This window comes from Bradyrhizobium sp., assembly GCF_027451485.1.
Lineage (GTDB): Bacteria > Pseudomonadota > Alphaproteobacteria > Rhizobiales > Xanthobacteraceae > Bradyrhizobium.
Genome location: NZ_DAIDJE010000061.1, coordinates 34,852 through 57,126, shown reverse-complemented (window position 1 = coordinate 57,126; position 22,275 = coordinate 34,852). Strand labels below are relative to the sequence as shown.

Annotated in this window: 24 protein-coding genes; 11 read left to right on the top strand and 13 right to left on the bottom strand. The window is 61.4% G+C overall.

Annotation, left to right across the window (positions count from 1 at the left end):
• Positions 1-23: 23 nt before the first annotated feature.
• On the bottom strand, positions 24-668 hold the full coding sequence (locus NEZ08_RS08845; RefSeq protein WP_298106229.1) for a c-type cytochrome: 645 nt from the start codon (positions 666-668) through the stop codon (positions 24-26).
• A gap of 250 nt (positions 669-918) precedes the next feature.
• Between NEZ08_RS08845 and NEZ08_RS08840 the strand changes: the two genes are divergently transcribed.
• From NEZ08_RS08840 to NEZ08_RS08825, 4 genes are read left to right on the top strand one after another with little or no spacing between them, the layout of a single operon-like run.
• Positions 919-2,484: a cytochrome C gene (locus tag NEZ08_RS08840; RefSeq protein ID WP_298106228.1), complete on the top strand. Its 1,566-nt coding sequence runs from the start codon at positions 919-921 to the stop codon at positions 2,482-2,484.
• A gap of 30 nt (positions 2,485-2,514) precedes the next feature.
• Entirely contained in the window at positions 2,515-3,297 is a 783-nt protein-coding gene (locus NEZ08_RS08835; protein ID WP_298106227.1) for an outer membrane beta-barrel protein, read from the top strand.
• Positions 3,298-3,356: 59 nt separating this feature from the next.
• Complete coding sequence (locus tag NEZ08_RS08830) at positions 3,357-3,998, top strand: c-type cytochrome (RefSeq protein WP_298106226.1); 642 nt, start codon at positions 3,357-3,359, stop codon at positions 3,996-3,998.
• Between the two features lie 60 nt (positions 3,999-4,058).
• Complete coding sequence (locus NEZ08_RS08825) at positions 4,059-4,664, top strand: c-type cytochrome (RefSeq protein ID WP_298106225.1); 606 nt, start codon at positions 4,059-4,061, stop codon at positions 4,662-4,664.
• Positions 4,665-4,776: 112 nt separating this feature from the next.
• On the opposite strand, the gene NEZ08_RS08820 is transcribed toward NEZ08_RS08825, so the two are convergent.
• From NEZ08_RS08820 to NEZ08_RS08785, 8 genes are all read right to left on the bottom strand, one after another.
• Complete coding sequence (locus NEZ08_RS08820; protein WP_298106224.1) at positions 4,777-5,925, bottom strand: ABC transporter substrate-binding protein; 1,149 nt, start codon at positions 5,923-5,925, stop codon at positions 4,777-4,779.
• A 55-nt stretch (positions 5,926-5,980) separates the two neighbouring features.
• On the bottom strand, positions 5,981-6,403 hold the full coding sequence (locus NEZ08_RS08815; protein ID WP_298106223.1) for a thioesterase family protein: 423 nt from the start codon (positions 6,401-6,403) through the stop codon (positions 5,981-5,983).
• A complete protein-coding gene (locus NEZ08_RS08810; RefSeq protein ID WP_298106222.1) occupies positions 6,400-7,161 on the bottom strand; it encodes an SDR family NAD(P)-dependent oxidoreductase in 762 nt (253 codons plus the stop codon). The genes NEZ08_RS08815 and NEZ08_RS08810 overlap by 4 nt, the downstream gene beginning before the upstream one ends.
• Complete coding sequence (locus NEZ08_RS08805) at positions 7,152-9,080, bottom strand: feruloyl-CoA synthase (RefSeq protein ID WP_298106221.1); 1,929 nt, start codon at positions 9,078-9,080, stop codon at positions 7,152-7,154. The genes NEZ08_RS08810 and NEZ08_RS08805 overlap by 10 nt, the downstream gene beginning before the upstream one ends.
• A gap of 140 nt (positions 9,081-9,220) precedes the next feature.
• Positions 9,221-9,682 carry a DUF3237 domain-containing protein gene (locus NEZ08_RS08800; RefSeq protein ID WP_298106220.1) on the bottom strand — a complete coding sequence of 154 codons (462 nt, stop codon included), beginning with the start codon at positions 9,680-9,682 and terminating at the stop codon, positions 9,221-9,223.
• 36 nt (positions 9,683-9,718) lie between these two features.
• On the bottom strand, positions 9,719-11,038 hold the full coding sequence (locus NEZ08_RS08795; protein ID WP_298106219.1) for a TRAP transporter large permease: 1,320 nt from the start codon (positions 11,036-11,038) through the stop codon (positions 9,719-9,721).
• A 7-nt stretch (positions 11,039-11,045) separates the two neighbouring features.
• Positions 11,046-11,555, bottom strand: coding sequence for a TRAP transporter small permease (locus tag NEZ08_RS08790; RefSeq protein ID WP_298106218.1), 510 nt, complete (start codon positions 11,553-11,555; stop codon positions 11,046-11,048).
• A 153-nt stretch (positions 11,556-11,708) separates the two neighbouring features.
• Positions 11,709-12,725 (bottom strand): TRAP transporter substrate-binding protein, encoded by a 1,017-nt coding sequence (locus tag NEZ08_RS08785; protein ID WP_298106217.1) that lies wholly within the window; start codon positions 12,723-12,725, stop codon positions 11,709-11,711.
• Between the two features lie 277 nt (positions 12,726-13,002).
• Between NEZ08_RS08785 and pobA the strand changes: the two genes are divergently transcribed.
• Positions 13,003-14,172 carry a 4-hydroxybenzoate 3-monooxygenase gene (pobA, locus tag NEZ08_RS08780; protein ID WP_298106216.1) on the top strand — a complete coding sequence of 390 codons (1,170 nt, stop codon included), beginning with the start codon at positions 13,003-13,005 and terminating at the stop codon, positions 14,170-14,172.
• A 131-nt stretch (positions 14,173-14,303) separates the two neighbouring features.
• Entirely contained in the window at positions 14,304-14,723 is a 420-nt protein-coding gene (locus NEZ08_RS08775; RefSeq protein WP_298106215.1) for a PaaI family thioesterase, read from the top strand.
• Between the two features lies 1 nt (position 14,724).
• On the opposite strand, the gene NEZ08_RS08770 is transcribed toward NEZ08_RS08775, so the two are convergent.
• Positions 14,725-15,618 (bottom strand): LysR family transcriptional regulator, encoded by an 894-nt coding sequence (locus NEZ08_RS08770; RefSeq protein WP_298106275.1) that lies wholly within the window; start codon positions 15,616-15,618, stop codon positions 14,725-14,727.
• A 107-nt stretch (positions 15,619-15,725) separates the two neighbouring features.
• Between NEZ08_RS08770 and NEZ08_RS08765 the strand changes: the two genes are divergently transcribed.
• The gene (locus tag NEZ08_RS08765; protein WP_298106214.1) at positions 15,726-16,352 is read left to right on the top strand and encodes a pyridoxamine 5'-phosphate oxidase family protein; all 627 of its coding nucleotides are present in this window, start codon (positions 15,726-15,728) and stop codon (positions 16,350-16,352) included.
• Positions 16,353-16,498: 146 nt separating this feature from the next.
• Here the strand turns inward: NEZ08_RS08765 and NEZ08_RS08760 are convergent, their stop codons facing one another.
• Positions 16,499-17,227, bottom strand: a complete 729-nt coding sequence (locus tag NEZ08_RS08760; protein WP_298106213.1) for a glutathione S-transferase family protein — start codon at positions 17,225-17,227, stop codon at positions 16,499-16,501.
• A 223-nt stretch (positions 17,228-17,450) separates the two neighbouring features.
• Here NEZ08_RS08760 and NEZ08_RS08755 point away from each other — a divergent pair, with 223 nt between their 5' ends.
• Together NEZ08_RS08755 and NEZ08_RS08750 are read left to right on the top strand one after the other, a co-directional pair.
• The gene (locus NEZ08_RS08755; RefSeq protein ID WP_298106212.1) at positions 17,451-18,149 is read left to right on the top strand and encodes a YafY family protein; all 699 of its coding nucleotides are present in this window, start codon (positions 17,451-17,453) and stop codon (positions 18,147-18,149) included.
• Between the two features lie 2 nt (positions 18,150-18,151).
• Positions 18,152-18,484: a YkgJ family cysteine cluster protein gene (locus NEZ08_RS08750; RefSeq protein ID WP_298106274.1), complete on the top strand. Its 333-nt coding sequence runs from the start codon at positions 18,152-18,154 to the stop codon at positions 18,482-18,484.
• 13 nt (positions 18,485-18,497) lie between these two features.
• Here the strand turns inward: NEZ08_RS08750 and NEZ08_RS08745 are convergent, their stop codons facing one another.
• Both NEZ08_RS08745 and NEZ08_RS08740 read right to left on the bottom strand, forming a co-directional pair.
• The gene (locus NEZ08_RS08745; RefSeq protein WP_298106211.1) at positions 18,498-18,890 is read right to left on the bottom strand and encodes a hypothetical protein; all 393 of its coding nucleotides are present in this window, start codon (positions 18,888-18,890) and stop codon (positions 18,498-18,500) included.
• Positions 18,891-19,010: 120 nt separating this feature from the next.
• Positions 19,011-19,364 carry a DUF3307 domain-containing protein gene (locus NEZ08_RS08740; protein ID WP_298106273.1) on the bottom strand — a complete coding sequence of 118 codons (354 nt, stop codon included), beginning with the start codon at positions 19,362-19,364 and terminating at the stop codon, positions 19,011-19,013.
• A 387-nt stretch (positions 19,365-19,751) separates the two neighbouring features.
• On the opposite strand from NEZ08_RS08740, the gene NEZ08_RS08735 reads away from it, so the two are divergent.
• Entirely contained in the window at positions 19,752-21,146 is a 1,395-nt protein-coding gene (locus NEZ08_RS08735) for a TAXI family TRAP transporter solute-binding subunit (protein WP_298106210.1), read from the top strand.
• Between the two features lie 16 nt (positions 21,147-21,162).
• Positions 21,163-22,275 (top strand): cyclic nucleotide-gated ion channel, encoded by a 1,113-nt coding sequence (locus tag NEZ08_RS08730; RefSeq protein WP_298106209.1) that lies wholly within the window; start codon positions 21,163-21,165, stop codon positions 22,273-22,275.

Genomic DNA, 22,275 nt, shown 5'->3' with positions numbered 1-22,275 from the left:
TGGGCGAGCCGTCCGCCGCCGCTTTACTCGAGCTGGCTGACATAAGCTGCAACAGCCTTGATTTGCGCTTCCGTCAGACCATGCGCGATCGGCTCCATGATCGCGGAATTGTCAGGCTTATCCTTGTTCTGACCTCGCTCCTTGTCCCAATTGGAGAGTTTCCGGAGAATATAGTCGGGGAGTTGGCCGGCGAGCCGCGGAAACGCGTCGGCGCCCTTGGCTTCCGGTCCGTGACACGATGCGCAGGGCGGAATGTTGGCGCTTGGCACGCCCTCTTCGTAGATCTTCTTTCCCTCCGGGACGAGCGCTTTCGACCCTCCTCCCAGCGGCTTGGGGTTCAGGTTCTGGAAATAACCGGCAAGTGCCTTGACCATCGCCGGATCGAGAGCGTGGGCGACGTTGTTCATCACAGGATTGGTTCGCCTGCGGTCGATGAAGGCCTGAAGCTGGTTGGCGATATATTCCGGCTGCTGTCCGGCCAATCGCGGCATCGGAAACGATCCACGAAATCCCTGGCCATCTATGCCATGACACGTCTTGCAGTAATCGGTTTTGGCCTTGAGCGCCTGCGGACTCACCGTCGAGGCCGCGGCCTTGTCTTCTGCGCGAGCCGCGGGGTTCGTCAGAACCACAAGGATCGTAGCCAGCAACAACGACCTGGAATGCATTCAATCCCCCCATCTCGATCAGACTTGCAAAGTTGCAGCAGCTAATTTTTTCGATCAATTGATTCAGATCAATCAAAACCTGATTTCCCCTGCACAAGCAAACGTTGCATACGCAACGGTCGTTGCAACATTGTCGCGATGATCCGCAATTGTGTGCAAACAGCGCGAAAGGCACTTGGCGTTTGATCCAATCCTTGGCCTACTGCTGCCACGACGCAAAATTGGGCGGGCGCGTCGAAAGCAGATTGTTATGCGGGCATATTGGGGCAATTGCATCAATCCTGTTCGAGCGGGCGTCGTCGCTCTCACAGAGATTTTCGTTCTATCAGCATCGCTGACCATCGGCTTTGCGCCGTCAGCTCAGGCGCTACCCAGCTTCGCGCGCCAGACCGGTCAGCCATGCGGCACCTGCCACACCGATTTTCCGGCGCTGACACCCTACGGCCGTCGCTTCAAATTGCTTGGCTACACGACGGGCGGCGGAGAATTCCGCACCAATCCATTCTCGTCGCAGATCGCGCGCGATGCGCGTGCCGAATACGACAAGATGATGGGGTATGTGAAGTCGCTGCCGCCACAAGCTCCTTCGTCAAAGCCGGAAGAAGACAAGGACTGGGTCCCGCCGGTCTCGATGATGGCGATCGTCGGCTATACGCACACCCAGGCTGATTTGGGCACTCTGATCGGGCCTTCGGATCCGTACAGCCAGAACAATAACGTTGTGCTTTCGCCGTTTAGCGCGTTCTGGGGCGGCGCGATCACCGACCATGTCGGTGCGTTCGCGCAAGTGACCTATAACGCGATCGGGCCAGGCCCCTCGGCCGATCCGTTCGATCGCCATACCTGGACGTGGGACAACACCGACGTTCGTTACGCCAACACCGCTCATATCGGCCCGCTCGATATGATCTACGGAATCACAGCCAATAACAATCCGACGGTGCAGGACGTCTGGAACACCACGCCGGCGTGGAGCTTCCCTTACGCCGTCTCCAATATCTTCGGTCCGCAATATCCCGGGACGGTTATGGAGGGCGCGTTCGCGGCGCATGTTGGTGGCGTCGGCGCCTATACCTTCATCAACGACCTGCTCTACCTGGAATTGACGGGTTACAAGACCTTAGGGTTCAGCGCGCAGAACGACCTCGGCACGGACCCGTTCGGTGCGCCCGGACAGCTCGGCGGCATTTCGCCCTATTGGCGCGTCGCACTCGAGCCCCACTGGGGGCGCCACACGCTCATGGTCGGCGCCTTTGGCGGGCAGTTCGATGTCCATCCCTGGGTCGATTCCAGCTTCCAAACCTGGTCGACCGCAGTATTTCCGCAAACCGACAGATTTACTGACGTCGGCTTCGACACTCAATATCAGTATCAGGGCGACAACTGGTGGCTGACGTTGCGCGGCAGCTATATCAGAGAATATCAGCAGCTCGATGCGACGTTTGCCAACGGGCTGGGGCCGAACGGACCAACGAATGCAAACGACACGCTCAACAGCCTGAAATTGCAGGGCTCGATTGCCTATGGGGCCGACAACCGGGTCGTCTTCACGGGACAGTATTTCAGCAATTGGGGGACCGCGGACGCCGGGTTGTACGGCACCGATCCGAACACGGGAATTGCTCTCACGCCGAACACCAACGGCTGGACCGCGGAGATCGCCTACATTCCGTTCGGCGCCGGCAAAATGATCGGATGGCCGTGGTTCAACGCGCGGATCGGGCTGCAATACACCTATTACAACAAGCTCAATGGCACCACCGTCAACGCCAGCGACAACAACACCCTGTTCCTCCATGCCTGGTTTGCGATGTAGGCGGACGGGACCGGATCCGGAGATGGTCTGATGAAAAGAGCTCTTTTCCTCCAGGTGACCGCGCTCGCGAGCAGCCTCGTAACGCCGGTGATCGCTGCCGACTTGCCGATGAAAGCGGAGATGCCGGTCGTTCCCGTTTTCAGCTGGACCGGATGCTATGTCGGCGGCCACGTCGGCGGTGGCAGGGGCACCAAGGATATGACGGATCCGGTGCAGCTCGTGCAGGACACGCTGATTGCGCCGGGTACGACGGCCGGCGTGACCACCGTCACCACCACACCGACCGGCGCCGTGATCGGCGGCCAGATCGGTTGCGACTATCAATTCGCCGGCAATGCCGTCATCGGCATCGAAGGAAGCGCGTCAGGCACCACCATGAAAGGCAGTTCGCTCGTTGGCCTTCCGATGGGGCTCCCTGGCGACAGCGCGCTCGTTCAGGCCAACAATGATTTTCTGGCCGGCGTGACCGGCCGAATCGGCTACGCGTTCGACAGGGTCCTCGTCTACGCGCGCGGCGGCGTTGCGGTCGCCGGCGACAAATACGATGTCAGCGGCGGCACTTTCAACGGCGGTGGGCCATTCCACTTCCAGGGTGCAGACAATCGCTACGGCTGGATCGCGGGCGGCGGCGTCGATTGGGCTTTCACGCGGCATTGGTCGATGAACGTCGAGTATGACTATTACGGGTTCGGCAACGGCAATATTATGATGACCGATCAGTTCAGCGCCCTGACGAACACCCTGAACGTCAGGCAGAGCGTTCAGGTCGTCAAGGTTGGCTTCAACTTCCATATCGGGGCATCCGGCTGGTGATGTTGGCAAGTCGTTCAGCAGTCGAAGCGGATCTACCGGACGGCAGGAGAGGCGGCCGCATGGCGACGCTTGGCCTCTGCTTCGCCGTGCTTACCTCGATCCTGGCGACCGCTTTGTGCCAAAGCGCCCGCGCGCAGGAAAGGAAGGCGCCGGCTGTGGGCGGCTTCGAATCCAAACTCGAATATTGCAAGACCTGCCACGGCCTTTCGGGCCAGGGCTATCTCGGCTATTTCCCGATGCCGCGCCTGGCGGGCCAGCAACCCGAATATATCGAGGCCCAATTGCGCGCCTTCATCGAACGCAGGCGCAGCAACCCGGTCATGTTCAATGTGGCGCACGTGCTGAGCCCATCGATGATCTCCGCTCTCGCCAATCATTTCTACCATCTCAATCCCCCGCCCTCTGACGGCGCGCCGCGGCGCGCCGTGGCGCTGGGAAAGCAAATTTTTGAGGAAGGCTTGCCCGAGTCGAACGTCCCGGCCTGCTCCGCCTGTCATGGTGAGGACGGCCACGGGCAGCACGAAATTCCGCGGCTCGCCGGTCAGCTCTATCCCTACATGGTCGGCCAGTTGACGGGCTGGAGTAAGGAGCGCGGCCAAGGCACGGCGGTCGATACGTCCGCGATCATGGCACCGACGGCGCATAACTTGACGCGATCACAGGTGGAAGCGGTGGCAGCCTATGTCAGCAACTTGCGATGAGTGCTGTCGCCGCACACGCCGGCGTGTCTGCGAGTGGATGAAGCGCGAAAGCCTGGGGTCATGAAGCGCATTGGACTGAAACTGGCGATTGCTGCGACGATCGCAACCTTGGTCTCCGCCGTCCCGGCAGGTGCCGGCGATAGTCCAGCGGTGCGCAACTGCACCTGGTGTCATGGTGCAAACGCACAAGGCTATACGGTCGCGCCCCGCCTCGCCGGCCAGCGGCCGCAATACACGCTGAACCAGATCCGAAGCTTCCACGATCACACGCGCGACAATCCGTTCTCCAGACAGTACATGTGGAATGCGGTCGCTGCGCTCAACCCGGATACCGCGCGCGATCTTGCCAATTACTTTGCCTCAATCGCACCAAAACCGGCCAATGACGGCGACAGCGCGCTCGCAGCCAAAGGAAAGCGGATTTTCATGGAAGGGGTTCCGGAAGCAAACATCGTTTCCTGCTACGCCTGTCATGGTCCGAATGGCGAGGGAATCCGCGACATCCCGCGGCTCGGGGGACTTGCCTACTTCTACGTCAAAGCGCGGCTCGAGCAGTGGAACAAGGGATATCATTCCACGGCCGGCTCGCCGATGCCGCTGGTAGCGAGCCACCTGGGTCCTGACGAAATCGAGGCGCTCGCGTCCTATCTCAGCTTCGTCAATTAGCCCTATCGGCGTCGGCGCAACCAAACTGGCCGCGAGCCGATCGGCTCGCGGCCTTTATGATGCCCTGCCCGGCACAATATCTTCCTCTAGAGGGGAGACCCCCCTGCGTCCTTCACATCGCCGGGACGTATTTGCCGTTCTTCACCGTCAAGAGGATGCGCGAGCGGTCGTCGAGGCCGGAGCGGTTCTTTTCGGTCCAGTTGTAGACGCCTTGCGTCGCTGCGATTTCGTGCTCGCTCATCATCGCCTGACGGATCGCCTCGCGGAATTCGGGCGTACCGGGTTTGGCGCTCTTCAATGCGACAGGTATAAGCCGCTTGAGGGCTTCGAAGGCGTCATAGGAGTGGCCGGCAAACTGGCTGCGGGTGTTGGGACCATATTTGGCTTCATACGCCGTATCCAAGGCCAGACCCGGCTTCTTGGTTAGCGCGGAATCCGGTTGGCCCTCCGGGTTCATCACCGGGCCGGAGGCCATGATCACGCCCTCGGCTGCTGGGCCTGCGATGCGGATGAAGTCCATGCTGGCGGCGCCATGGGTCTGGTAGATCAGGCCCTTATAGCCGCGGTCGCGCAATGTCGTCTGCGGCAAGGCAGCGGCGGTGCCGGAGGCGCCGACCAGGATGGCATCCGGATTAGCGGCCACAAGTTTCAACACCTGGCCCGCGACCGATGTATCCGGCCGCGCAAAGCGCTCCTCGTCCACCAGCTTCAATCCCATCGGCTCCGCCTGCTTCTCGAAGTCCTTGAACCAGAGATCGCCGTAGGAATCTGAGTAGCCGATATAACCGACGGTTTTGACGTTATGCGCCTTCATGTGCTGGTAGAGCACCTTGCCCATGATCGGTATTGGCTGCGGCATCACCACGGACCATTTGGCGCGCTCGGGCGTCACCGGAAATGGCGCAAGGGCAAAATGCGGAATGCCGGCCTCATTGGCGACGTTGGACACCGCGATGGTCGACGGCGTGGTCGACGATCCCATGATGACGTCGGCCTTGGATTCCGTGACAAAGCGGCGTGCATTGGTGGTGGCGTTGGTGGGATCGCCGCCGTCGTCAAGAACGATCACTTTCAGCGGCACGCCGGCGATTTCCTTCGGCACGAAATCGAGCGCGTTGCGCTCGGGGACGCCGAGCGCGGCCGCTGGCCCCGTGGTGGAAATCGTAATGCCGATGGTGATTTCGTTGGACTGCGCGGCGCTGGGTGTTGCCGGCAGCGCGAGCGCCGCAGCGGAAACGGCCGCAAGAAGCATCTTGTTCATCAATTCCCTCCCTGAATGTTGTTACTTATCGCTCTGCTCTGCTGGACCGGACAACCTATCCTTTGGCGAATTTCGCCACCATCTCCTCCGGCATCGGCGCCGATTTCAGCCGGCTTGGGTCATCCGGGTGGCGCCCGACCAGCACCCGCGTCTCGAACGCCTCGATCGCCAGTGCCTCACCCTTGAACACCTTGTGGGTGACCTCGAAGCTTGAACGCTTGACGCTTTCGACCCGGCTTTCGATCGTGATCCAGTCGCCATGGGTCGAGGCGATGTGGAATTTCGCCCGCGTATCCACCATGGGAATGCCGACCAGCCCGTACTTCTTGACGATGTCCTGCTTGGAGAAGCCGGCGGCCTCGAACAGGATCGAGGTCGAATCGTCGAACATTTCAAAATAGCGGGGGTAATAGACGATGTTGGCGGGGTCGCAATCGCCCCACTGGATCTGCACATCGCGCCGGTGAACGAACGTCATTTCGGCGCCATGCGCAGCGAGGCGTCGAGCCGCACCACCTCGCCGTTGAGGTAGGGGTTCTCGATCATCTGCATCACCAGCGAGGCAAACTCGCTTGGATCGCCGAGGCGGCGGGGAAACGGAATCGAGGCGGCGAGCGAATCCTGGGCCTCCTGCGGCAGCATGGCGAGCAGCGGGGTCAGGAACAGACCCGGCGCGATCGCGAGCACGCGAATGCCGAATTGCGCAAGCTCCCGCGCGATCGGCAGCGTCATCGAAACGATGCCGCCCTTGGAGGCCGAATAGGCGGACTGGCCGATCTGGCCGTCATAGGCGGCGACCGAGGCGGTCGAGACCACCACGCCGCGCTCGCCGCCCGCCAGCGGCTCCAGCTTCGACATCTCGGCGGTGGCAAGCCGCAGCATGTTGAAGGAGCCGATGAGGTTGACCTTGATGACGCGCTCGAAATCGGCAAGCGCCATCGGCCCCTCACGCCCGACCACCCGCTTGGCGACGCCGATGCCGGCGCAGTTGATCAGCACCCGAGCCGGACCATGGGCTTTCGCAGCGGTCGCGACCGCGGCTTCCGCCGAGGCCGCATCCGACACGTCGCAGGTCACCGCCACGCCTCCGATTTCCTCGGCGACCGTCTCGGCAAGCTTCGTGTTGAGGTCGAACACCGCGACCCTTGCACCTTCCTTCGCAAGCCGCCGCGCGGTCGCCGCTCCCAATCCTGATGCACCGCCGGTGACGATTGCGGCCTGGTCCTTCAATTGCATTCTGTCCTCCTCAACGCTTCTGTGGCCGAAGGCGTTATCACGCTGTCGGAAATTCCAGATGAATAAAGCAACTCGACCAGGGCGTCGCGGTGCTCGAGCACCGCGCGCTGGTTGATCGATCCCTTGTCGGTGACCTCGCCGCGATCAATCGAAAGCGGTGTATCGATAAGCAACGCCCGGGCCACCCGCGTCGACGAGCCGGTTGCCGCGGAGTGAAAGGCCGCAAACTTCTGCCGGAACGCGCTGCGGACCTGCTCATCGTGCGCGCAGGCGGAAATGTCGTTCGACGGAAGTGCCGGATTGATCATGCGGCAACCATCGGGATCGAGCACCACCAGCGCGGCAATTTCATCGCGGTTGATGCCGGCGAGCACGACGTCGCGCACCAGCGGCGCGCAGGCCGCGATGAAACGGGCGCGCAGCGGACCGACGCTGACCCAGGTGCCGCTGGCAAGCTTGAAATCCTCTGCGATGCGGCCGTCGAAATCGAGGCCGGCGGCAAAGTCGCCTGCTATCGCGGGCTTGGCGGCATCGCCGAATTTATAAAAGCCCTCCTCGTCGAAGGCAGCCGCCGTGAGCTCCGGCTGGCGCCAATAGCCCGGGGTAATATTCGGTCCCCTCGTGCGAAGCTCGAGCTTACCGTTGGCGGGCACCAGCTTGACGTCGTTACCGAGCACGGGAAGGCCGATATGGCCGGAGCGGCTGCTCAGCGGCGTCGCCAGCAGGCACAGCGGCGCGGTTTCGGTGGCTCCCAAGCCGGTCAGCATCGGCACACGGAAGCCGGTCTCCTTGACCGACAACTCGTCGAGGCTGTTCCAGATGTGCGGCGACATCGCTGCGCCCGAGAAGAACATCGACTGCAGGCGGCGGAAGAACATGTGACGCAAATGAGCGTCATCGCGCAAATAGGGCAGCAGCGACTCGTAACCTTTCGGCACGTTGAAATAGACGGTGGGCGAAATCTCGCGAAGATTACGCACGGTCTCTTCAATGCCGCCGGGCATCGGCTTGCCGGCGTCGAGGTACATCGAACCGCCGTTGACGAGCACAAGCCCGATATTGTGGTTGCCGCCGAAGGTGTGATTCCACGGCAACCAATCGACGATGACCGGCGGATCTTCCTTCAGGAACGTCATGGTTTCGCGGATCATCACCTGATTGGCACACAGCATCCGCTGCGTGTTGATGACTGCCTTGGGATTGCCGGTCGAGCCCGACGTCAGCAGGAATTTCGCGATGGTGTCCGGCCCAACGGCCTGATGTACGGTCTCAAGGCCGGGATGCAGCGGCGTCGCGGCCAGCTCGGAGAGCCGTGTCACCGCGCGGCCCGGCAGCGTGCCGCGCGAGACGACGATCTCGGCGTCGCCGGGAACGTTTGCTGTCAGCGCAGACGCGAATTGAACCGCGTCATCGACAAAGACCAGCCCCGGCGTCAGCAGCTTCATCACATAGGAAAGCTTGCCGTAATCCTTCGAGATCAAGGCATAGGCCGGCGAGACCGGACAGAACGGCACACCGGCATAGAGCGCGCCGAACGAGACCAGCGCATGGTCGATCGAATTGCCGGAAAGGATCATCAGCGGCTTCTCGGCCGAAAGGCCCCGCCTCAGCAGGCCCGATGCGATATGGCGGCTGAGGTCAAGCAATTCGCCGTAACTGATCGTGCGCCAGCCGTCGGCATCACGCTCCGCCATGAAAACGCGGTTCGGGGCGCGTTCGGCCCAATGATGCAGGGAATCCGTCAGCCGCGCCGGGTAGTCGGTGAGCGGGCGGCTCGGCCTGAGATAGAGCGTGCCATCGGCGCCGCGATCAACCGACACGACCGGATCGCCGAATGAAATCGGACGCAAAGGATGCGCGCTGCCGTGCCGCAGCGCCGCGGCTTTCGGCTGCAAGGACAGGTCGGCTTTCGCGCTCATGTCCAGTGCTCTCCTCCCGAATAGTTATGTTTTATAACTAATTTGCCGGGAGTCAATAAAGGCTCGGTCTAGACCTTTGGGCGTACACCTTTCCCATCGCGGCAGCACCATTGACCCTTCGTCATTGGGTAAGCGTCAAACTAGAGCACCTGGTGCACATCGATCACGACCCGCGACTCGTGGCGCGCGGCGGAAGCGACAAACAGACTTTGCATCAGCCAGCGGTATTTGTCCGCCCCGGTTTCGAATCGCGGTACGGTGCGGAAATAGATCAGCGCCGGATCGACCGCCTCGCCGCGATTGAGTTTTTGGATCAGTTCGCTCGGGCCGCAACGAATGCCGCGGTTTTCGACGTAGATTACCGCGCCATCATCGGTCTCGATGGCGTATTTCGCCTCGAGCTCGATCGAGGAGTCCGGCCGGACGATCTGGAAGTCCGCACCGAAACCAAGGACCTTGCCGTTGATTTCCCTGCCCCGCACCTCGCCGCCCGTGATCGGAATGATGCGGCGCTCGCCGAAGCCGAGCTGCCCGGCCGATGTGACGCCGGCGATATGCGCGGTAATGGTGAAGACATATCGGGTCGCAAGCGCAGGTTCCATCGAAACACCTCGTGGCTTTTCGCTCGCCGGGAGATCCTAGCGCGCCATCATGTGCTGGGGCAACCAGGTCGCCAGCAGTGGAAACGCAATCAGAATGATCAGCCGAATGATATCGGTGACGACAAAGGGCAAGACGCCCTTGAAGATCGTGGTGAAGGACACGTCCTTGACGACGCTTTTTATGACAAAGACGTTCATGCCGACCGGCGGATGGATCAGGCCGAGTTCCACCGTCATCACGATGATGACGCCGAACCAGATCGGATCGAAGCCAAGCTGCGAGACGACCGGAAAGATGATCGGCACCGTGAGGATGATCATCGCCATCGCATCCATCAGGCAGCCGAGTACGAGATACATCAGCATAATGAGAGCGAGGACGCCATACCGACCGAGCCCAAGGCCGGTGAGAAACTCCGTCACCTTTTGCGGCGTCTGCGTCACCGTCAGGAAATAGCCGAATAGCAAGGCACCGATCAGAACGGTGAAGACGGCCGCCGCCGTACGCGTCGCCTGTAACAGCGAGACCAGCACCTTCTCCTTGTCGAGCCGGCCGGTGAAGATGCCGATCAGGAACGCGCCGGTCGCGCCGACGCCGCCGGCTTCGGTCGGCGTAAAGCGTGGCAGAAAAGGCAGGCCGTAGAGGCCGCCGATGACAAAGATGAACAGCAGCACCGGCGCCCAGATATCCTTCAGCGCAAGCAAAGTTTCGCGCGCCGACATCTGCGTGCCGGATGGCAGGAAGCCCGGCCGCAAATAGCCGATCAGCGAGATCGTGATCATGTACATGGTCATCGCGAGCAGGCCCGGGATGATGCCGGCCATGAACAGCTTGCCGATATCCTGCTCGGTGATGATGCCGTAAACGGCAAGCACGGTCGACGGTGGAAGCATCGCCCCCAAGGTGCCGCCGGCCGCGATCACGCCGGTGGCGAAGGATTGCGGATAGCCGAAGCGGCGCATTTCCGGATAGGCCACGGCGGAAAACGTCGCCGCAGTCGCAACCGATGAACCGCAGATCGCGGCAAAGCCGCCGCAGGCCGCAACAGTTGCAATGCCGAGGCCGCCGCGCAGATGGCCGACAAAACCGTTGGCGGCGCGAAACAGGTCGCGGCTCATGCCGGAATGGCTGACGAATGCTCCCATCAGGAGAAACATCGGGATCACGCCGAAGGTATAGTCAGTCACAGTTCGCATGGCGGTCTGGCCGACGAGCTTCAGCGCAGGCGTGCCGCCGACGATGTAACCGAAGCCGGAGACGCCGACGAGGCCCATTGCCATGCCAACCGGCACGCGCAGCAGCATCAGCAGAAAAAGCGCGGCGAATCCGAGAATGGCGACGGCATCGGTGCTCATGCCGCGCTCACTCCGTGCTCTTGAGCTTGGGATCGTGCATGTCCTCGGGGTGGAAGACCAGCCGGTAGGTGCGGATTGCGATCAGCAGTACCGCGGACACATCCCCGATCCAGGCCACCGCAAAAAAAGGCCACGTCGGCATGTGCAGGTCGAAAGTCTCGACGTGATCCCGATAGGTGCCGCGGACCTTGTCGAACAGCGTCCAGGTCTGCACTGTCACGACGAACAGGAGCACCAGCGTCGCGAAAACGTCGATGAAGCGCTGATATCTCGGACTGACGTTGCCCCATATGAGATCGACTGTGATGTGGGTGCCGCGATAACTGGTTGCGGCAATGCCCCAAAAAATGAGGATGCCGAGCAGCATGCGCCCGATATCGAAGGAATCGGGAATTGAATAGCTGAACAGGTTGCGCAGCAGCACCGAAACGAAGATGTCGATGGCAACGAGGCCGACAAAGCCGGCAGCGATCCATTCGATCGTATCGATGAAGCGATCCATGAATCGGCGCATCATGGAGCATCCCGGCGATCCGCCCGGCGGTCCTCGGCCAAAGCGCGACAGCACTTATAGGAAATCGTCATCGCGCCTTGCCGCTTGCTCGCATGATCCTTCGGAAAGCCGCTGCCCACTTTGCGGCAACCCGGCTCTTCGCCTCGGGATCATGCGTCACGGCGCCAGCGCGTTGTACTTGGTCAGCGAGGCTTTCAATTCCGAAAGCGCCGCGTCGGGGTCGACGCCTGTCTTGCGGACGCTGTCTGACCAGGTCTTGACCAGCGGTTCGGCGGCCTTCTTCCACTGCGCGGTCTGCTCGGGTGTCAGCGAATAGACGTCCTGCCCAGCCTCTGCCTTCACCTTGTCGATCCCGGCGTCCTCGAACTTGCCCCAGGGTTCGCCGACGCGGCCGGCAGCTTCCGTGTTGCAGTTGTCATCAATTGCCTTCTTCTGCCGGTCCGACATCTCGTTATACTTGTCCTTGTTCATCACGAGAACGAAGGTGGTGACGTAGAGCGGCGCGTCCATCTGGAACTTGGTCACCTTATCGATACCGAACAGCACCAGCGACCCCCACGGGAAGGTGACCGCATCAGCGACGCCGCGTTCGATGATATCGCGCACTTCAGGCGCAGAGGATTGCACATTGGTGCCGCCCAGCAGCGTGACGAAATTGGCGATCGTCGCATCCGCGGGGCGGATCTTCATGCCCTTGATATCCCCGGGCACAAGGATCTTCTTGGTGCGGGAATGAAAGGAGGAAGGCGAGTGGATGAAGGCGAGGCAGAACTTGACGTCGCTCATCTCCTTCGGCGCGTATTTGCGGTACCAGGCGTCCAGCCCCATCGAACCGCCCTTGGCCGCCGACATCAGGAACGGCAACTCGCCGGCGGCAATGATCGGGAAGCGTCCGGGTTGGTAGCCGGGATTGACATAGGTGACATCGGCAATGCCGTCGCGTGCCATGTCGTAATGGTCGAACGCCTTGCCCAGTTGCTGCGCCGGATAGACATGCGACTTGATGGTGCCGCCGGAGGCTTTTTCCACGGCGGCGCCCCAATCCTCCAGCGATTTTTGCAGGGGATGCGACGCCGGCACCCAATGCGATATCTTCAGGTCGAAGGTTTTTTCCTGCGCCATTGCAGGCGAGGCAAGCGCAGCCAGCAGCGCGGCGAGCAAGGCCTTTTTCATCGATCACTCCCTTTGGACGAAGGCCGGCTTCTTTGGCCCGCTCTCTATTTATTTAACATGTTATAGAAGGTTTCACTGTGCTTTCAAGACGAGCCACCTCGCGCCCGGAAGAGGCGGACGATCGGCCAGCCGATCTTCTCGCTTGCCGCCTCGCACCAACCAATTGCTCCGAAAGGACCCGCTCCCACGCCTTCCCAAAACCGTTATATGATATAACTACCAGTGTTTGCCGGCGGCGGCCACCATTGCGAACTTATACTATCGGGGAGGGACGGTATTGCGGACCAAAGTCGCGATTATCGGCGCAGGGCCTGCGGGCCTCCTGCTCGGGCAGTTGCTGTACAGCTACGGCATCGACAATGTGATCCTGGAGCGTCACACAGGCGAATATGTTTTGGCGCGCATTCGTGCCGGCCTGCTTGAAGAAGGCACCGTCACGCTGCTCGACGAGGTCGGCGCCGGCCAACGCGCGCACCACGATGGCCTGATCCACCAAGGCATCGAGCTTGCCTTCGGAGGCGAGCGCCACCGCATCGATCTGCACGGTCCCACCGGCAAGACGGTGATGATCTACGGCCAGACCGAATTGACGCTCGACCTGATGAACGCGCGGCGCGCGGCCGGGCTGACCACCATCTATGAAGCCGATCACGTCAGGCCGACCGATTTCGAGACCGACCATCCCCGCGTCTCCTACCTCAAAGACGGGGTCACGCACGAAATCGACTGCGACTTCATCGCCGGCTGCGACGGCTTTCACGGCGTCAGCCGCGCCAGCGTCAAGCCCGAGGCCATCGAGACGTTTGAGCGAGTGTATCCGTTCGGCTGGCTCGGCATTCTATCCGACACCCCGCCGGTCAGCCCTGAGCTGATCTATTCCAACCACGACCGCGGATTTGCGCTCTGCACCATGCGCTCGACCAAGCGCAGCCGCTACTACGTGCAGTGCCCCCTGGATGATCACATCGACCAATGGCCGGATGGGCGGTTCTGGGACGAACTGAAACGACGCATCGACCAGAAGGCCGCCGACACTCTCGTCACGGGGCCCTCGATCGAAAAGAGCATCGCTCCGTTGCGCAGTTTTGTCGCCGAACCGATGCGCTTCGGGCGGATGTTCCTGGCCGGCGATGCCGCTCATATCGTACCGCCGACCGGAGCCAAGGGACTTAATCTCGCGGCATCGGATGCGCATTATCTCGCGCAGGCGTTTCGCGAATATTACGATGAGAGATCAAGCGCGGGCATAGATGCTTATTCGGCGAAAGCGCTGTCGCGGGTGTGGAAGGCCGTGCGCTTCTCCTGGTGGATGACATCGATGCTACACAAGTTCCCCGACAATGGTCCGTTCGGCGCGCGCATTCAACTCGCCGAGCTCGACTACGTTGTGAACTCGAAAGTGGCAGCAGCCTCGCTGGCGGAAAATTACGTGGGGCTGCCGTTTTAGCCGGTCACGCCTGCGGAGCGCCGGCTCAAGCCCCTTTCAAAGCGCGAGCAAATCCCGTTTAAAACTTTGTAGGCGGTGATTTTCGTCGCTCGCTTGTCTTCAATAGCGGCTCATCAGAACGCGAGCCGGCCATGACATCCGCCAATATCCCCGAAGGCTTCGAGCCACATTTTCGCAAGAGCCCCTTCACCGATCCATGGGAGCCGCTCTATTCGAGGCGAACCGAAAAGGCCGTGATCATGGGATTGCGGCTGGCAAAGCCGCATACCAATGCGCGCGGACTTATCCATGGCGGGTTAATAGCCTCGCTGGCCGACAATGCGATGGGCTACAGTTGTGCGCAGGCAACGGGCTGGGTCACATCATTCGTGACGATCTCCCTGTCGATAGATTTCACCGGTGGCGCAGGGATCGGTCAATGGCTTTCAGTCGAAAGCGACGTCATCCGCACCGGCGGCACGATCTTCTTTGCGCAAAGCCTGATCAAGGCGGACGACATCGTGATTGCGCGGGCGAATGGAACGTTCCGCGTCGTCAGGAAAGGAGCGTGAATCAGTCGAAGTACCAGTCGCTCACTTCGAGCACGAGATCGATGAAGGCGCGCACCTTCGCCGACAACAACCGCTGGGTCGGATAAACGACATGGATCGGCAGCGGCGACTGCTCGAACTTGGCAAGCACGATTTTCAGCCGCCCGCGCTTGAGCGCATCCGCGGCCTGATAGGCCATTACCCGCGTCAGGCCGCCGCCCTTGACCGCATATTGGATCGCTGCATCAGCGCTGTTGGTGATGAAGCGGGGAACGGATCCGATACGGATGTCCCTGCCTTCGCGAACGAAACGCCAGTCGAGCGAAGCTGCCGTGGCGCCGAACTGAACGGTCTGGTGCGACGCGATCGCCTCGGGTGTCTTCGGCTCACCACGGGCCTTGAGATAGCCTGGCGAGGCGACCACGACGCGCCGCATCTCACCGACCTGGCGCGCCACCAGACTTGAATCGGGGAGATGGCCGATCCGCACCGCCAGGTCGACGCCATCTTCGATCAGATTGATCATGTGATCGGTCAACCGCAACTCGCCGGAAACCTCCGTGTAACGCTTGAGGTATTCGGACATCACCGGGCTGACATGGAGCCGCCCGAACCCGATCGGCGCCGACACCACAAGCCGCCCGCTCGGCCGGGTTCGTTCATCCTGGATCGAGGCTTCCGCCTCCTCGACATCGGCAAGAATTCGCCTGACACGCGCCAGATAACGCTGCCCCGCATCCGTCAAGGCAACAGACCGGGTGGTTCGCTGCAACAACCGCGCGCCAAGGCGTTCCTCAAGCGCCGCGATCAGCCGTGTCACGGCCGAAGGCGATAGTCCCAGCCTGCGGGCGGCAGGCGCAAAGCCTTCGAGGTCCGCAACCGCGAGAAAGGCCTGCATGGCGTCGATCCGATTTATGACATTGTTTCATAATCCGCAATTATCTGGTGTCAATCGAGCTAATTGTTTTATCGCGAAAACGACCTCATCTGGAGGGAGCACAGTACCGGACACGGAGACTTCCGATGTCACCAATTCATGCCGCATCGAGCGACGTCGCATTTACACCGGCCGTGAAAGCCATTCAGATCCGGAAAGGTTCGCGCGAAGCTTATGCTGCGCACGGCGATTGGCGCACCGGGATCGATGAGAATCTGGCGGCGTTCCTTGGCGAGGCCACCAGTTTCTATCTTGCAACCGCCTCTGCCGAAGGCCAGCCCTATATCCAGCATCGCGGCGGCCCGAAGGGCTTCATCAAGATTCTCGACGAGAACACGCTTGCGTTTGCCGACTACGCCGGCAACCGCCAATACATCACCCAGGGCAATCTGTCGGAAAATCCCAAGGCCTATATTTTCGTGATGGACTATGCGCGCCGTCGCAGAGTCAAGCTCTGGGGCGAAGCGAAGGTCATCGACGACGACCCGGCGCTACTGCAATCTCTGATGCCAAAGGGTTACAGGGCGCGGCCTGAACAGGTGATCCTGTTCCGCATATCGGCATGGGACACCAATTGCCCGCAGCACATTCCGCAGAAGTTTGATGCGGCCGACGTCGCCGCCGCTCTGGCCGCGCGCGATGCACGGATCGGCGAGCTGGAAACTGAGGTTGCGGCGCTCAGAAAAACGCTGGCCTCAGACTTACCCGATTAGCGGAAGAATGTCCCTGCGAACGCAAGAGGCCATAGCCATATGCCGTGGCCAGGCACTTCGCATCGGGCCGGCTCACATCGACCGGACTGGCATCGGTGGTTATGGATGGCCGCGTGCACGGTGAGACTGCGACATTCATCTGAAATTCACGCCGCCTCGTAAAGCCGCGTCCAGGCGAAGTCGGGATAGTATTGATCCATCATGCGATCGACGTAGGCGATCAGATTGGAAAATTGCTGGGCGCGTTCGCGCAAGGGCGACTCGAAGAACGGGGTGAGAATTCCCGCCACGACGGCAAACGCGGTCGCATCCGCGCCGCACGGCGTTCCCCCCATCAAATACGGCCTGTCGCCGAGCTGAACCGATAGCGCCAGCAGCGAGCGGATGGCAAGATCGACATCCTCGTCCGGGGCATGACGGCCAAGACCGCTGATCAGGTAATTCTCCGCCACGCGAAATTGAGCGTCCTCACGCAGCCTCTCGCGCATATGCGCCGGCGCGGAGTCGAAGAAATGTGCCGGCCCCTTGGCGAAGTTCTCCGGGTTGGTCCAGCGCGCGCCCACCAGCGCCCAGTAGAGGTGGTGTTCGATCATGCGTTCGAACGCCCAGGCCTGCGCGCGCTGCTGCAAATTCAGCGGCGCATCGAAATCGAAGCCGTATTTGGCTTCGACATGCGCGCGGATGAATGTGGAATCGGCGATCGCCTCCGCATCGTCCTGGATATAGGGCAACTGGCCCTTTGGCGAGCTGGTCGGCCGCGCCTTTTCCTTGACATATGTAAGGCCCGCCATCTTGAGCTGGACCTCCGTCTTGGTCACGAACGGGCTGATTTCCGGCAGGCCAAAGCCGGCGCCAAAGCCATACAGCGTGATCAATGGATCACTCCCTTTTCCCTGAGAAGCCGCTTCAGGCTAGCCACGCCCTGCTGCCACCGTGGTGTCAGCAGCGGTGAAACCGTCGCCCAGAGGTCGAGGCCGTAAAGTATGATCATGGGACAAACCCCTCTCGATTTGAGTGTTGTCCCGTTATACTTGCCACCTGCTGCCAACATGGTGTCAGCATCCGGCAGCCCTCTCGCAAAAAGCTCAAGAGCCTCACATGCGACGTGCCGATCGTCTGTTTCAGATCATTCAGGTGCTCCGGCGTACCCGTAAACCGCTGACAGCGGATGCGATCGCCGCCGAACTCGAGACCTCAAAACGCACGATCTATCGCGACATCGCGACATTGATGGAGCAACGCGTGCCGATTCGCGGCGAGGCCGGGATGGGCTACATCCTGGAAAAAGGTTTCGATCTGCCGCCGTTGATGCTGACGCCCGACGAGATCGAGGCAGCAGTGCTGGGCGCGCAATGGGTCGCGAGCCACGCCGACGAAACGCTGTCGCGCGCAGCCGCCGACCTGATTGCAAAAATCGCGGAGACCGTGCCGGAGCGGTTGCGGCCCTTCGTGCTCGAGCCGACGAGTCACGCCCGCCCGAGCTGGCGCAAGGAGCCCGACCGCATCGACATGGTGAAGACGCGCGCGCAGATCCATGAGGGACGAAAAATCGCGCTGCGCTACCGCGACGAGCACGGGCGCGACAGCGAGCGTACGATCTGGCCGATCGCGATCGGATATCTCGAGGCCGTCCGGCTGCTCGCCGCCTGGTGCGAATTGCGCCGCGATTTTCGCAGTTTCCGTACCGACCGCGTCGTCGACGCGGTGTACCTTGACGAGAAATACCCGGAGCGGCGCGATCTGCTTCGAGCCAAGTGGCGAAGGAGCCTCGTCTGGGAAGCCCCGAGCGATATCTGATGATGAACGCAGACCCTCAGGCCTCGAAATACGAAAGCCCGTGCCAGTCCTGCGGCGCCTGCTGTGCCTATTCGAGCAACTGGCCGCGCTTTACGACCGAGGAGGATTCAGTGCTCGATCTCATTCCGGCAAGCCTGGTCAATGCGAGGGGGTCCGGCATGCGCTGTGACGGCGACCGCTGCTCCGCCCTATCAGGTCGGATCGGGGTCGCGACCTCCTGCACCGTCTATGCGATTCGGCCGGAGGTCTGTCGCACCTGCATGCCGGGCGATGCCGAATGCGCCATGGCGCGCCGGAGATGGGGATTGCCGGCGCTGGCGGACCCCGGCGCCTGAAAGGGTAAAGCAATTAAGCCGTGACGGCTTTTGCGAATTCGACGAAGTCTTCGTCGTCGGCTTCGTCATCGACCGGAGCAACCTGCCTCAGCGGCTTGGTCGACAGCGTGATCGGCTTGCGGCCGTTCACCGATGTCGGCGAGGTGCGCGCCGCAGGCTCGCGGGACAACGCGTAAAGCGTTGAACCGACGCGGCCCCCGGCCTGAACCAGCTCGCGTTCGCTGCAGCTTCCGGCGATGGTGAGCGCCAGCGAATAGAGATGGCTCTTGCGATAGCAGAACAGCGCCAGCATGGCCCGGACATCGGGCGAGACACTGGCCACCAGCTGCGGCAGGCCATGCTCGCTGGCGCGATACATTTGACCGAGCAGTTCATCCCGGATCGGGCAAAAGTCGTTCTCGAACATTTGCATATCCCCCGACGCCGAAGATGCCGTGCGACTCTCTAACGAAGGGTTAACCACGGCACCCAGTAGTGCCACGGAGGCCTTGATCGAAAACAAAACGTCGGAACCGGCGCCAGCGAATCAGTTCGCGGTCATGAAGATCGACAGGCCGAAGCCGGTGAGATGGTGCAACGCCTGATCGACGCCGATCAAGGTCCAGAACCAGGGGTGATGGTTCTCCTGATTGACGCCCAGGCGCGAGGACACCAGCCCCTTGCAGCGATCGACGGAGATGTGGATGGCGAAATCGATCAGCGCCACAAACCAGAACCGCGGCGCAACGATCAGGATGAACGCCAGTGCAACCGCAAGATGCACGCTGCAGTGGGCTAGCAGCGGCAGAAACCAACCCGTCTTCTGGTCCTTTCCGATCGCCATCCAGGAGGTTTGCAGCACAAAGTCCGCGATGACGTGCTTGACGGTCAGAAGCAACATCCATCCGATCAGCGCACCTGCCGGAAGCGAGGCGGACATGGGAGGAAACGACAAGCGGAAACCCTTCAGGCGTGAATGACGGAGTGATCTCTGGAGGCTTCAGCTACTTCTTCTTGATCCTGCCCAATCCGGCCAGGTTCCCGTTTTTATCGCATCTCTGGACCCGGAATGCACCATCGCAGCGTTGGAAAAGCACAGACAGGGACCAGCGCGGCCCCGCAAGTAAGGTTACTGGTAGCGGGCTGATCGGGGCGTTTGCAATCCGCAAAGCAGCAGATATCATGCCGACCGATAATTATCGTTCTTTTTTAGGTAGTTAGGACTGGGTTCGGGCGATTTTGGCGCGGCCAACGCTGCGAAAGCGCCTCCAGGTTGCGGATATGGGCCATGCGCGCTGAAGTCCCAACATCGGCCCCGGACGATCGGCGTTCACGACCGACATTTCTCAACAGCAATCGCCGGCAGGTGATCCTGTTCGCGGTGCTGACACTGCTGCTCAGCTTCGCAACCGTTTGGGGCGGCCGCATCTGGCTGCGGAACTCCGAAACACTGACCTTCGCGGTCGGCGAGTCCAGCGGACCGGAGGCGCACTTCGCGGCCAGACTGGCGGCCATGTTGAAAGCAACCTCCTCGCGGCTTCACATCAAGATCATCCGTAATGCCGACAATGCGAAGGCGCTGGCGCAGTTCGACCACAAGCAGGCCGATCTCGCCGTGTTGCGGACTGACGCCAGGATCCCGCCGCGCGCCCGGTCGCTGGCCATCCTGGAACACGACCTGCTGATGCTGATCAGCCCCGGCGACAAGAAGATCAGATCGCTTGCTGAACTGAAGAAAAAGAAGATCGCGCTGCTGACGAACGGCAACAACCTCGCCTTCGTCCGTAACGTGCTCGAAATTCCCGATAAAGCGGACGCCAATGCGCGGCTGCAATTGGCACCGCTGAATTCGATGGTCGACAAGCTTTTCGCTTCGGGCGGCTATGGCGCCGTCATCGCCGTCGACCACGCCTCGGCCATCGTCAGGGACAAGCGCTTTGAGCAGTCTGCGAGGCGCGCTCCATTTACGGTGAACGCAATCGACGAAGCGACTGCGCTGAGCCGCCGCTATCCCGGGATGTCGGAAGAAACGCTGGCCACGGGGCTATTGTCGTCATCGCCGCAAATTCCTGACGACGACATCGATACCGTCGGGCTGCAGTGGCTCCTGGTCGGTCAGGCCGCGCTCGCTGCGAATACCGCGGGCGAGCTGGCGCGCACGATCTACGAGAACAAGGCCGAGCTCGCGCTTGACGACGGCTTCGCCTCGAAGATCGAACCGGCCGACGTCGACAAGAGCGCTTTTGTCGCGGCGCATCAAGGCGTCGCCGAATATATCAACGATACCTCCCGATCGTTCCTCGATCGCTACAGCGATCTGCTTTATCTCAGCGTGGCCGTACTGGGCGTAATCGGTTCGCTGTTTGCCACGCTCTATACCAAGGTCACCCGGGTGGCGCCCGAGAAAGCCGGCGAACTCGCAACCGAGATCCTCGATATCGGGGAGCGTGTCGCACATGTGCAGACCAGCGAGGCACTGGACGGCTTGCAGGACGAGCTCGAAAGCGTGCTGCGCGGCGCGGTGATCGGACTACGCGACGGCACGATCTCCAGCGACGGGCTCGACACCTTCAAGCTCGGCTATGAATTTGTACGAGACGAAATCGGCATGCGGCGCGAGAGCCTGAAGCGGCAAAACGGACGCGACGATGTGGTGATCGTCAAGACCGCACAAAGCGCGTAGAGACGGCCAGCACCCGATGTCCAGTCCGCCCGTTCTCCCGACCCTCTCGCCGTTTGTGACCGCTACGGCCGGCCGCAACATGACCAGACCTGCCTACGTCGCGGTGACCTGCGGGGTCCTGATGATGGTGCTGCTGACGACCGATCCGCTCTACGCGGCCATGCACGGCGTCATCAACGCGCTGTTGTGGGCGTGCCTTGCCTTTTTCGTGTTCGAATGGCTGGTAAGGCTCCGCCACGCGGCCCGCACCGGCCGCCAATGGGCCTACACGTTTTCCTTCCGCGGCATCGTCGATGCCGCCTCCGCATTGGCAGTCCCCATCGCGCTAGCGGCCGGTGTCAGCTCCAGATCGGCATGGCTGCTCGGCATGTTCTGGGTGCTCAAGGTGGTTCCTGGCGTTCGCGGCTTGCGGCAATTGCGCCGGGTGCTGGTGCAGGAATCAGGGCCGCTGCTCAGCGTGCTCGTGATCTTCCTGATGGTCATCTTCCTGGCCTCTGTGGCGGAATTCTTCCTGGAGCGCGATGTTCAACCGGCATCCTTTGGCAGCATCCCGGCGGCCTTCTGGTGGGCGGTGACGACATTGACGACGACCGGCTATGGCGATGTGGTACCGATCACGCCGCTTGGCCGGCTGGTTGCGGCCGGCGTCATGATCTGCGGGCTTGGGGTGTTCGGCCTTTGGACCGGTATCCTCGCCACCGGCTTTGCCGCCGAAACCCGCCGCGACAACTTCCTGCGCACCTGGGAATCCGTGAGCAAGGTGCCGTTCTTTGCCAAGCTCGGCCCGGCCGCGATCGCCGATGTCACGCATATGCTGCGAACCATCGACCTGCCGGCGCGCACCACCATCATCCGTAAGGGCCAGGCCGGCGACTGCATGTATTTCATCGCCAGCGGAGAGGTCGAGGTCGATTTGCCGGGCAAGACGGTGGTACTTGCAGAAGGCGCCTTTTTTGGCGAAATGGCGCTGCTGGGCAATAATCTGCGCTCGGCTGATATCACGACCAAGCGGGTATCGCGGCTTCTGGTACTCGATCTCGTCGACTTTCGCCTGCTGATGGCCCGCCATCCGGACCTGGCCGAGACGATCGATACTGAGGCAAAGCGGCGCGCACTGGAAAACAAGTAG